A 12,572-nucleotide genomic window follows, 5' to 3' on the forward strand; every position below is an offset into this window, starting at 1 on the left:
GTAACATAAATTTAAAAAACGTAATATATTTTGTTTTTTAGCCAAAATAAACTAAAAAATTTTCTGTTTTGCTCATTATAGATAATAAATTATTCTTTTTTGCCTAATTTTCATAAAGTTGAAAAGAAAAAAATCAATATTTTGTGAAAACGATTTGTCGAATGTCATAGAGTTGTATATACTCATACAACATACCGGAAGACGGACATCATCCGGGGAATGAGAGGAATCATGAAAAATACAAATGCAGGTAAACTGACTGTATTTGCCGCAGCTGCACTTTCTGTTGCAATGCTGCTCGGCGCTTGCGGCGGTGCTACTAACAATGCTGGTAAAGCAGGTATGACTGAAGAGCCAGCTGCTGGTGTTGACACTTCTTACACTGGCGAACTTCCAATGCCAGATGTCAACAAGCGTTACGATAATCCACAGTCACGTGACAACGTTAAGGACGGCGGCACTTACACCGTTGCTCTTCCTGTTCTCGGTCCAAACTGGAACTACGCTTCCAACGATGGTAACTCTGGTTACATGAATACTTTGTGGGGCTTCTACCAGCCAAATCTTATGGCTTATGACACCGTTAAGGGTGAAAAGCTTAAGTACAACCCTGACTACATCACTTCCGTCAAGAAGGTTAGCGATAAGCCACTCGTTGTTCAGTACAACTTGAACCCAAAGGCCAAGTGGAATGACGGCACTGATATTGATTACACCGCATTTAAGGCTACTTGGCAGGCTTTGAACGGAAAGAACAAGGATTACTCCGTCCCAAGTACTGAAGGCTATGACTGCATCAAGAGTGTTGAACAAGGTTCCACTCCAAAGCAGGTTATAGTGACTTATGAGAAGCCATGCGCAACATGGGAAATGCTTTTCGCTCCACTGGTTCATCCAAAGGCCGGTGACGTTAAGACCTTCAACCAGGGTTGGGTAAACAATCCTCACAACGAGTGGGGTGCAGGTCCATTCCAGATTGAATCCGCAACCGAAAATCAGGTTGTTTTCACCCGCAATCCAAAGTGGTGGGGTAAGAAGGCAAAGCTCGATAAGGTTGTTGTAAAGCGTATGGAAGATACTGCAGCTTTGAACGCTTTCCAGAACGGTGAAATCGATGCTGTAACCGATACCATTTCTTCTAAGGACGCAATCAAGTCTGCTCGTAGCGTTAAGGGTGCTCAGCTGCGTTACGGCTACAGCACCAAGGTTCGCGTGCTTAACTTCAACGCTAAGTCCAAGCCACTTAACGAGCTTGCAGTTCGTAAGGCTGTTGTTCAGGCATTCGACGTTGCTACCTACAACAAGATTCAGTTCCAGGGCATGAACTGGAAGAGCGAGCAGCCAGGTTCTGAGCTTCTCTCCATGTTCCAGGCTGGCTACAAGAACAATCTTCCTGCTGACGGCAAGTACAACACCGAAAACGCTAAGAAGACCCTTGAAGCTGCTGGTTACAAGATGGGCAAGGATGGCTACTACGCCAAGAATGGCAAGACTCTTGAGATTTCCTTCACCTTCTTCGGCGATGATTCTACTCAGGCAGCTCTTGCTAACGCATTCCAGGCCATGATGAAGAAGGCTGGAATTAAGTGCAAGACTGTGAACCATGCTGTTGCTAAGTTCTCCGAGGTTGTTGCTTCGCACGAGTACCAGGTGCTTCCATTGGCATGGCAGTCCACATCTCCATTGAGCTTCTTGTCTGCAGCAAGCCAGGTTTACAAGTCTGATAGCGATTCCAACCTCGGTCTCGTTGGCAATAAGAAGATTGATGCTATGCTCAACAAGATTGGCAAGACCTACGATTACAAGGAACAGACTGATTATGCAAACAAGGCAGAGTCTGCAGCTCTCGCACTCTACGGAACTCTTCCAGTTTCTGCTCCTCCTATTTACCAGGTGTTCAAGAAGGGCTTTGCTAACAACGGCCCTGCTGGTTACGCAAGCACCTACCCAGAGGATATGGGCTGGCAGAAGTAAGTAAATTTGTAGCGATAATTCGCGCAAGTTTACTAAGCTGATTGCTTAACTTATAGCATGTGGCGTGTAGTCTTTTGGCTACACGCCACATCTTTTTGTGTATGCTAATGTGAGAAAATAGTATAAATTTAAAATTAAGTCTCAAAAAGCAAAATCGGAAACAAAGGAGAAGCTGGCGCATGTACGTCAATCCGAATAAACGCAAAGATGCGAGTAACGTGCGCTGGGTATTGCAATACTGTAAGCCGGACATGTGGAAAGTTTGGCTTGCTATTTTTCTATTTATTATCAATGACACGATGGCAATGACAATGCCGTTGCTTTCGGGCTTTATTGTAGACAAAATCATTATTGGCAAACAGCATAATTTGCTTATAAGCGTATGCGTTTTGATGGTAGCAATGATGATTGTTCGCGTTGGCTCAAGGTATATTTACCAGCTTTTAATGGAAAAGTTTGGTCAAAATGCCGTGTATCGCCTGGTGAGCGACGAGTACGAAAAGCTTCATTCTCTCGATTTTACGTACTTTAATCACACGCGCACAGGCGACATTATGAGTCGTATGACATCGGATACTGACGCGATTCGTCATATTTTAAGTTGGGTTTCGTATATGGCGTTAGATTGTGTAGTAATGTTCGTGTTAGCGCTGGTTATAATGTTTTCAATTCAGTGGAAGCTCGCTTTAGCACTTATGTCAATTACGCCATTTTTGTTTCTGCTCGCAAAAATTATGGGCAAAAAAGCTAGACCGAAATTCCTTGCAATTCGTGAATCCTTTGCGCGCATGAATTCAATGGTGGAAGAAAATATCGAGGGGAATCGCGTAGTAAAAGCTTTCGTGCGTGAGGATTACGAAACTAAGAAATTCGATAAGTGCAACGAAGACTACTTTAATTGCAATATTACGCTTGCAAAAAATACTCAAAAATACATGCCTTGGCTCGATGGCATGGGTTTTGTGCTTGAGCTTATAACAGTTGGTTTCGGCGGATGGCTTGTTTTGAATGGCAACATGACTTTAGGTGCATTCGTCACTTTTAATAGCTTCCTTTGGATGCTACACATGCCTGTACGAATGGTGGGCTGGCTTATTAATGATTGGCAGCGTTTTAACGCAGGATGCGTGAATATTCGCAAACTTCTTACGCAAGAATCGCATATTAGACATCCAAAAGAAGCGGACGAAACCGTTAAAATTAGAGGTAAAATTACTTTTGAGCATGTTGATTTTTCATTCCCAGACGATCAAGACTCTCCAATCTTAAAAGATATTGATTTAGACGTTCCTGCTGGAAGCAAACTGGGTATTCTTGGTGAAACTGGTTCCGGCAAATCAACTCTCGTAAGTCTTATAGCAAGATTCTATGATCCTACGCGTGGTCGTGTTTTAATTGACGGAAAAGACGTGCGCGAATGGCCGTTAGAAACTGTTCGTAACCAAGTTAGCATAGTTGCGCAGGAAACATTCCTATTTTCGGACACTATTGCAGGAAATATTAGTTTTGGATTACCTCAAACTAAAGAAAATTGTAAGGAATTAGATAATACCATTCGCACGATGGCAACAATTGCTGCAGCAGACGATTTTATTATGGATATGCCAGAAGGCTATGAAACAGTAGTAGGCGAGCGTGGGGTAGGTCTTTCTGGTGGGCAAAAGCAGCGTTTGAGCTTAGCTAGAGCGTTGGCAAATAATCCTGCAATCTTGATTATGGACGATACAACTTCTGCTGTAGATATGGAAACGGAAGAGCATATTCAGCAGGAGCTGAAAAAGCTTGATGGCACGCGCACAATAATCACTATTGCGCACAGAATCTCATCCGTTAAAGATGCAGACATGATTGTTGTGCTAGATCACGGGAAAATTATTGAACGCGGCACGCATGCTCAGCTTGTTGCAGCGCACGGGAGGTATTGGGAGATCTATAGAAAGCAACTTGGCTTTAAAACTGGCAGGTCTGCAGGATTCGAAACGAAGGGGGAGTAGAAATGGCACAACGTAATACTTATCGTGAAGACGAAGGTCAAGAAGAACACATAAACGTGCACGAACTTATGCGCGTTAGAAAATATATGAAGCCGTATGCTACTAAACTTCTATTCGTAATTATGGTAGTTATTAGCGGCAGCATAATTATGACAGCGATGCCAATGATTACGAAAACGCTAATCGACGTTGTATTGTCTCAGAAAAACGTCAATTATTTATATACAATTATTGCCGTATTCGCACTGCTCATTATATTGTATGAGCTTGGTTTAGCGTACAGAACTTTAGCAATTACGCGCATCGGCCAGATGATAATCAAAGACATGCGACGCGATATTTTTACGCATGTTCAATCATTATCTTTTGATTATTTTGATTCGCGTCCGCATGGGAAAATTCTGATTCGCATCGTAAACTACATCAATACGCTTTCTGACACGCTTTCGTCTGGTTTAATTAACGTATTTTCCGACGTTTTTGTGCTTATTATTACATTAATAACAATGTTTGTTATAGATTGGCGAATGGCTTTGTGGAGCTTAGCGCTATTCCCAATATTTATAATTTGGACGCGAACTTTACAAATTTTGCAAAGAAAAGCGTCTAAAAAATTATCAAATAAACAAAGTAATTTAAATGCGTATTTGCACGAATCAATCGCAGGAGTAAAAACAACGCAAACTTTTGCGCGAGAAGCTACAGCATACGCTACTTTCCAAGAGCAACAAGCAGAAGTAAGAAGTGCTTGGATGCGAAACGTTAGAGTGCAAATGTTACTTTGGCCTGGTGCTTCAATTATTGAGACTGCAGCAATAGCGCTTTTGTATTACTCTGGCATAGCAAACTTAGGTGCAATGAACGTGAGCACGGGAACACTTATAGCATTTGTTTGGTATTCGACTACTTTCTGGGATCCAGTAGTAAATATTGGAAACTTCTATACGCAACTTGTAACGTGCTCAGTTTATTTGGAACGAATTTTTGAAACTCTACGAATTAAGCCAAATATCGTAGATAAGCCAGATGCTATTCAATTGCCTCAAATCGAAGGAAAAGTAGACGTAAACGACGTTGTTTTCCGTTACGAAGAAGATGGAAGGCCAATATTAAACTTGGTTGATTTGCATGTTAATCCTGGCACTACTGTAGCTCTTGTGGGACCTACTGGTGCAGGAAAAACAACTCTCGTAAGTCTTCTTTCTAGATTCTACGACGTTTCAGAAGGCTCGATTACTATAGACGGGTACGATGTACGTTCAGTAACGCTCGCATCTCTTAGAAAACAAATGGGCGTAATGTTGCAAGATAGTTTTATTTTCAGTGGAACCGTACGCGAGAACATCCGTTATGGAAAGCTCGATGCCACTGATGAAGAAATTGAGATTGCAGCGCGTGCAGTTCATGCTCACGAATTTATTGAAGGATTACCGAACGGATACGATACTGAAATTGAAGAGCGCGGAGCCACTCTTTCTGCAGGTCAGCGTCAGCTTATATCGTTTGCGCGAGTATTGCTTGCGAATCCGCGAATTCTTATTCTAGATGAGGCAACAAGTAATATTGATACTCGTACAGAAGAAGCATTACAAGCAGGATTAGCTCAATTACTTAAAAATCGCACATCTTTTGTAATAGCGCATAGGCTTTCGACGATTGAGAATGCGGATTTGATTTGTGTAATCGATCATGGAGAAATTGTTGAAAAAGGCACTCATAACGAGCTTATGGAGGCAAGAGGAGCGTATTATCGTCTTGTAAAATCGCAATATGATGCAATTCGCAAAGCAGTTTTATAAATACTTATCATTCAATAAAAATTGACAGTTGAGTTTGCGAGTAGACTTAAAAATATGAGTAAACATCATCGCGAACATAATTGGGCGCCGGCTTTAGCAACGCAATCTGCAGTATGGGAAAATCTGCTACAAGAAGGAATAACAATTGCAGACGATCATACGCACATGCTTAGCGTTGTGGATTTTGCGCATAATCTAAATCAAGAATTAGCAGAAAAAGGCCGCGATGTAATAGCGGAACCTACTGCAGACGACTTAGTTGCTCAAGCAAAATCATCAGGCGTTTCGCACATGCTAGAAGTCGGATGTGAATATCCAGATTGGGAGCCGACGATTAAGTTTGCTCAAACGCATGAAAATTCAGTTCGCGCAGCAATAGCAATACACCCAAACGAAGCAGTATTACACGGTCACAAAGGAGCTAAAGGTCCTGACGGATTGCCAATAGTTTACAAGCCGTATCACGATATTCCATTTGACGAAGCTATGCAACATTTGCGCTCGCTAGTAATTGCTCATCCAAAAGAAGTAGTGGCAATAGGCGAAACTGGCTTAGACTACTTTCGTACGGGAGAGCCTGCGCGAGAAGCACAAATAGAGGCTTTCCGCGACCACATTGCGCTCGCAAAAGAATTAAACTTGCCTTTGCAAATTCACGATCGTGACGCTCACGAAGACGTAGTAAAAGTCTTGCTAAAAGATGGTGCTCCTGAGCGAACAGTATTTCACAGCTATGCTGGTGGTGTGGATTTAGCAGAAATATTGAAAGAGCACGGCTGGTACGCAAGTTTTTCTGGAACGATAAGTTACAAAGGCAATGATGAATTACGAAAATCTGCGCGAATTATTGGCAAAGATCATATAACTGTTGAAACGGATGCGCCTTATTTAACGCCAATGCCGTATCGTGGACGACCAAACGCGCCTTATATGGTTCCTTATACGGTAGAAACACTTTCTGAAGTTCTAAATATATCGTTATTGCAAGCAGCGAAAGTTACACGCGAAAATACGCGAAAAATTTACGAATTTTAGGAATATAAAATCCTTAATTTTCAAGGATTTTTTAATATTTTTTGCGCGATGCACTATTGTTGTATACAATATCCAAGTACGGAAATAAAACTGTGAGGTGTGAGGTTTATGCGACTTCTTGTTGGCATCAAGAAGAAACCTCATATATGGAGGAACAATTAAGCATGACTAAGTCACGCACTGCTGTACCATCAAACGATAGTACAAAGGATCCTCGCAACGGCGCGAAAGATTCCGAGAAAAGCACTAAATCCTTAAAAGGTACTAAGGATGCTATATTGCGAGCTGCCTCGTTTACTAAGGCTCCTCAGGTGTCAAAAAAAACGACAACACGCGAAGAGCGCAAAGTAATAGCTCAGCAGCAAGCGCAAGAGGTAAAAGAAGCAGAAAAGCTTGTTGCTAGTGCAGTACGAGGTCCGTTAGGTAGATGGTGGGCAAAATTGCAAACCAGTTCCGATCGTTTTACATTGGGAATGGCAATTGTTGCTCTTGGCGTTGTTTATGGCGATATTGGTACTTCTCCGCTTTATACTGCGCAAACATTTTTAGCAGGTCAAGGCGGCTTACAAAACATAAATCGCGCGACTATCTACGGAATGCTTTCGCTACTGTTCTGGTCAATCACATTAATTACAACCGTAAAATACGTATTTGTTGCAATGAGAACAGACAACAAAGGCGAAGGCGGCATTTTTGCTTTATATTCGCTTCTACGTAAAAAAGGCGCGTGGCTTGCAATACCGGCAATGATTGGTGGAGCCGCGTTTTTGGCAGATTCTGTGCTGACTCCTGCAGTTTCCATCTCTTCAGCAGTTGAAGGTTTGCGCACTATTGCAGTGTTTAAGCCAATATTCTTAGAAAATGAGAATTTGTCGATGATGATTACGGTTATTATAATCGTCATACTTTTCTCTGTACAGCAACGCGGAACCGAGCGAATTGGCAAAGTATTTGGCATTGTTGTGATGCTTTGGTTTGCTTTCCTTGCGCTGGTTGGTGTCATGAACATTGGCCAAGATTGGACTATTTTTGAAGCACTTAACCCGATTTATGGCATAAAATTCCTGTTTAGCACGCATAATGTGCAGGGATTAGCGGTTATGGGTGTGATCTTCCTTTCTACTACCGGTGCTGAAGCGTTATATTCTGATATGGGTCATGTTGGTAGAGGCAATGTGTACGCAACCTGGCCGTTTATTAAAATTGCTTTGCTGCTGAATTACTTTGGGCAAGGCGCTTGGATGTTGAAAAATCAAAACGATAAAGCATTATGGTCAATAGAAGGTTTGAACCCGTTCTTCCAAATGCTTGAACCGAATGTGCGATATGTTGCCGTTATTCTTTCGGTTACTGCTGGCATTATTGCTTCTCAAGCGCTGATTACAGGCGCATACACAATGGTTTCTGAGGCAACAAGCCTAAATTGGATGCCACATTTGCAAGTGCGATATCCTGCTAGAACTCGTGGACAGCTGTATATTCCAGTTGTGAATGTTGTGCTGTGTGTTGCCACTATTACGGTTCTTGCAGTATTCCGCGATTCTGAACATATCTCTGGCGCATACGGTTTAGCTTTAACTCTAACTATGCTTGCTACGACTATTTTGCTTACAGTGCACATGTGGTATCAGAAGAAGCGATTTGGTGCCTTCATATTTGCAATCGTATTCCTCATGATTGAGATGATGTTCTTTGTGGCTTCCATGGCGAAATTCATGCACGGTGGCTGGTTTACTATGCTGCTCGGTGTTTCAATTTTGATCATTATGGTCACTTGGAAAGATGGAACTAAAATTGAGCGTTCGCAACGTTTGCACATGAAACCGAAAGATTTCCTACCTGTGCTAGATAAGTTGCACGGAGATTTCCGTATTCCGTATTTCGCTGACAATATTGTGTATTTGACTTCCGATTGTGAAATGAAGCGTCTCGATACTGGAATCTTCTTCTCTATTTTTGCCGACCATCCGAAGCGTGCTAGAGCTTGGTGGGCTGTTTCTGTAGAAACAGATGACGCTCCGTTTACTCGTGAGTATTGTGTAGAGAATTTCGGTACGGACTACTTATTCCGCGTAAAAATTAAACTCGGATTTAAAGTGTCGCCTTCTATACCAGCGTATCTTCACCAAATTATGCATGACTTGTCGCACACGGGCGAACTTCCTCAGCAAAAATCCGTGTATCCGAAGGTTGATGCAGATCCAGATATTGGACCAATTCGATATGTTCTGTTGCACAAAGCGTTGATGCCGGAATCTAATATTTCTGTGCGTGGAGCGTTATCTTTAAAGATGAAATATGCAATTAGACATGTTGCTGGTACGCCTGTTAAATGGTTTGGTTTGGCTCCTTACAATCCGGTTGTTGAAGTGCAGCCGTTGTTTATTTCTACTCGCAGACCTCCGCGTTTGAAGCGTGAAGACTGTTCTCAGCGAGCAGTTCAATCTTTGCAAGGTGCCTCAGCGCTTGAAACTAATATTCACGTTGTGAAAGATATCAGACCTACTGATGCTGAGCAGACTGCTGTTATGAACGCACGAGATATTGCTGCTGCTAATGTGATGTTTGCTAACGAAAAACTTGCCAATACTGGGAAAATTAGCCCAGTTCCAATTAAAGAGACAAAAAAAGTTAGCGTGAAGAAGCCTAATAAAGATGGAGCAAATATCGATGCAGCGAATGTAACGCATGCTGTTGTGCAGGCTGTGGAGGATGCTGCTCGTGCCAATGATGCGAATAGTGTGAAATCTGAAAAGAGTGCAGCAACTGAAAAGAGTGCAAAAAATAATCTTAAGTAAGAATCTTAAGGAAGAGCCTTAAAATGGAAAATGGTGCAGAAAGTATACTTAATTGCAACTCGATAAAACTCGCTGATTTACCTGATTTTGGTGAAGTAGAGAAATTGCATAGTGCAACTGCACCATCTTCTGCTGCTTATGAGCTTATTCACGGTCATTGTGTTGTAATCTCAACAATTGCTTGGCAAATTGCTCATCATTGCAATATGCTTTTGTCCGCTGAAAATCGTGCTGCTCAAATGAGTGAAACTTTGCGTAAGCGTGCTGAAATAGCAAAAAATTGCCTTCAGGAGCTTGTCGGAGATAGTTATGCAATATTACCTGCGCTTAGTGGTGGCTTAGCTCCAAAACAGTATATTGATGAATACGCAGCTTTAATAGGTGGATTGTTGCACGATATTGGCACGTATTTTGTGCTTGAAAGTGATGGCAGTAGCAACGCTGGTGGCATATTACGCTTTGATGGACCGAATTATATTTTGCATGGTTTGCGTGGATATAAATATTTAATTGATAATGGTTTTAGTGAGGATGCTGCGCAATTTGCGCGCAATCATACTGGAGTTGGCTTAACTCGAGAGCAAGTTATTGCGCAAAATTTGTCTCTTCCTGCTGAAGACTATATTCCGCAAACAGTTGAGCAAGAAATTGTTATGGTTGCGGATAAATATAACAGCAAATCGATACCTCCTCGTTTTTTGACAGTCGATTCTTATCGTCGCAAGGCTGCGCGATTTGGTGAAGACAACGCTAATCGTTGGATGCAATTGGTTGCGAAATATGGTGAGCCAGATATTGCAGGTCTGGCAGAAATCTTTAATATGAGTGTTGATGCGTGAGCGTTATTGATTTTTTGCGTATTTTTATCCTATTTTGTGTATTTTTTAAGAAATCTATTATTTTTTAAAAAGTTTTTATAGATTCAATATCAGATAGCATGCTTTTTTGGTGTTTTTTCGTGGTTTTCGACACGCCGGTGTTTTGGCTTGTTTTCAATGGTTTTGGGGTGTTTGTTTTTGGTGGGTTTGCGTTTTAGCGTGGGTTGGTGTAAGTTTATCTCTTGCTGCTCAGCGCGGCTGGTTCTCCTCGGTTGAGGTTGATGGGCCGGCTGGTGTGGTGGTGGTTTGAGAACTCAAGAGCGTGTCTGTACTACTTATTAGTTAATTATTGCCAGTTCATTGCCTGCCTTGCAGATTGCAGGGTGCCTGAGAGATGGTTAAATGGTGGTGAGGTTTTTGTTGGGATGTTCTTTCCTTAAAGAATGTCTCGTCTTTTTCTTTTTAATATTGGAGCCTTTTGTTGGCTCTTCATTGAAGTTTTTCGTGGAGGGTTCGATTCTGGCTCAGGATGAACGCTGGCGGCGTGCTTAACACATGCAAGTCGAACGGGATCTGACCAGCTTGCTGGTTGGTGAGAGTGGCGAACGGGTGAGTAATGCGTGACCAACCTGCCCCATGCTCCAGAATAGCTCTTGGAAACGGGTGGTAATGCTGGATGCTCCAACTTGACGCATGTCTTGTTGGGAAAGTGTTTAGTGGCATGGGATGGGGTCGCGTCCTATCAGCTTGTAGGCGGGGTAATGGCCCACCTAGGCTTCGACGGGTAGCCGGCCTGAGAGGGCGGACGGCCACATTGGGACTGAGATACGGCCCAGACTCCTACGGGAGGCAGCAGTGGGGAATATTGCGCAATGGGGGAAACCCTGACGCAGCGACGCCGCGTGCGGGATGAAGGCCTTCGGGTTGTAAACCGCTTTTGATTGGGAGCAAGCTTTCGGGTGAGTGTACCTTTCGAATAAGCGCCGGCTAACTACGTGCCAGCAGCCGCGGTAATACGTAGGGCGCAAGCGTTATCCGGAATTATTGGGCGTAAAGAGCTTGTAGGCGGTTCGTCGCGTCTGGTGTGAAAGCCCATCGCTTAACGGTGGGTCTGCGCCGGGTACGGGCGGGCTAGAGTGCAGTAGGGGAGACTGGAATTCCCGGTGTAACGGTGGAATGTGTAGATATCGGGAAGAACACCAATGGCGAAGGCAGGTCTCTGGGCTGTTACTGACGCTGAGAAGCGAAAGCGTGGGGAGCGAACAGGATTAGATACCCTGGTAGTCCACGCCGTAAACGGTGGACGCTGGATGTGGGGCCCATTCCACGGGTTCCGTGTCGGAGCTAACGCGTTAAGCGTCCCGCCTGGGGAGTACGGCCGCAAGGCTAAAACTCAAAGAAATTGACGGGGGCCCGCACAAGCGGCGGAGCATGCGGATTAATTCGATGCAACGCGAAGAACCTTACCTGGGCTTGACATGTGCCTGTCGACTGCAGAGATGTGGTTTCCCTTCGGGGCAGGTTCACAGGTGGTGCATGGTCGTCGTCAGCTCGTGTCGTGAGATGTTGGGTTAAGTCCCGCAACGAGCGCAACCCTCGCCCTGTGTTGCCAGCGGGTTATGCCGGGAACTCACGGGGGACCGCCGGGGTTAACTCGGAGGAAGGTGGGGATGACGTCAGATCATCATGCCCCTTACGTCCAGGGCTTCACGCATGCTACAATGGCCGGTACAACGGGATGCGACATGGTGACATGGAGCGGATCCCTTAAAACCGGTCTCAGTTCGGATCGTAGTCTGCAACTCGACTACGTGAAGGCGGAGTCGCTAGTAATCGCGAATCAGCAACGTCGCGGTGAATGCGTTCCCGGGCCTTGTACACACCGCCCGTCAAGTCATGAAAGTGGGCAGCACCCGAAGCCGGTGGCCTAACCCTTTTGGGATGGAGCCGTCTAAGGTGAGGCTCGTGATTGGGACTAAGTCGTAACAAGGTAGCCGTACCGGAAGGTGCGGCTGGATCACCTCCTTTCTACGGAGTTTTTGTGCACGCTCGGTTTGAGTGTGGTTACTGGTGTGGAAAACAATAGTTGACGTTTTTTTGATGAGTTTGTTGGGCATGCTTTTGGGTTCCCGGATTGCCACCCCCCTTTGTTTG

7 protein-coding genes and 1 rRNA gene are annotated in these 12,572 nt (G+C 43.9%); all 8 read left to right on the forward strand.

The features are described from left to right. Window positions 1-231: 231 nt before the first annotated feature. The 8 genes from P0108_RS02820 to P0108_RS02855 all read left to right on the forward strand — a co-directional run bounded on the left by P0108_RS02820 (window position 232) and on the right by P0108_RS02855 (window position 12,446). Window positions 232-1,974, forward strand: coding sequence for an ABC transporter family substrate-binding protein (locus P0108_RS02820; RefSeq protein ID WP_004107996.1), 1,743 nt, complete (start codon window positions 232-234; stop codon window positions 1,972-1,974). 179 nt (window positions 1,975-2,153) lie between these two features. Beyond that, window positions 2,154-3,968, forward strand: a complete 1,815-nt coding sequence (locus tag P0108_RS02825) for an ABC transporter ATP-binding protein (RefSeq protein WP_033888404.1) — start codon at window positions 2,154-2,156, stop codon at window positions 3,966-3,968. Window positions 3,969-3,970: 2 nt separating this feature from the next. After that, window positions 3,971-5,767 (forward strand): ABC transporter ATP-binding protein, encoded by a 1,797-nt coding sequence (locus P0108_RS02830; RefSeq protein WP_004107992.1) that lies wholly within the window; start codon window positions 3,971-3,973, stop codon window positions 5,765-5,767. Between the two features lie 54 nt (window positions 5,768-5,821). Continuing rightward, window positions 5,822-6,802 carry a TatD family hydrolase gene (locus tag P0108_RS02835; protein WP_473730731.1) on the forward strand — a complete coding sequence of 327 codons (981 nt, stop codon included), beginning with the start codon at window positions 5,822-5,824 and terminating at the stop codon, window positions 6,800-6,802. A 164-nt stretch (window positions 6,803-6,966) separates the two neighbouring features. Beyond that, entirely contained in the window at window positions 6,967-9,600 is a 2,634-nt protein-coding gene (locus tag P0108_RS02840) for a KUP/HAK/KT family potassium transporter (protein WP_102155833.1), read from the forward strand. Between the two features lie 23 nt (window positions 9,601-9,623). Next, window positions 9,624-10,439 (forward strand): HD domain-containing protein, encoded by an 816-nt coding sequence (locus P0108_RS02845; protein WP_473730732.1) that lies wholly within the window; start codon window positions 9,624-9,626, stop codon window positions 10,437-10,439. 142 nt (window positions 10,440-10,581) lie between these two features. Beyond that, window positions 10,582-10,728, forward strand: a complete 147-nt coding sequence (locus P0108_RS02850; protein ID WP_162720529.1) for a hypothetical protein — start codon at window positions 10,582-10,584, stop codon at window positions 10,726-10,728. A 191-nt stretch (window positions 10,729-10,919) separates the two neighbouring features. Then, window positions 10,920-12,446 (forward strand): 16S ribosomal RNA (locus P0108_RS02855). Window positions 12,447-12,572 lie beyond the last annotated feature (126 nt).

The organism is Gardnerella sp. c10Ua_244 (genome assembly GCF_055818055.1).

Bases quoted from the DNA above. Each gene is read 5' to 3' on its own strand.
- P0108_RS02820 (WP_004107996.1), top strand. From the start codon at position 232: ATGAAAAATACAAATGCAGGTAAACTGACTGTATTTGCCGCAGCTGCA.
- P0108_RS02825 (WP_033888404.1), top strand. From the start codon at position 2,154: ATGTACGTCAATCCGAATAAACGCAAAGATGCGAGTAACGTGCGCTGG.
- P0108_RS02830 (WP_004107992.1), top strand. From the start codon at position 3,971: ATGGCACAACGTAATACTTATCGTGAAGACGAAGGTCAAGAAGAACAC.
- P0108_RS02835 (WP_473730731.1), top strand. From the start codon at position 5,822: ATGAGTAAACATCATCGCGAACATAATTGGGCGCCGGCTTTAGCAACG.
- P0108_RS02840 (WP_102155833.1), top strand. From the start codon at position 6,967: ATGACTAAGTCACGCACTGCTGTACCATCAAACGATAGTACAAAGGAT.
- P0108_RS02845 (WP_473730732.1), top strand. From the start codon at position 9,624: ATGGAAAATGGTGCAGAAAGTATACTTAATTGCAACTCGATAAAACTC.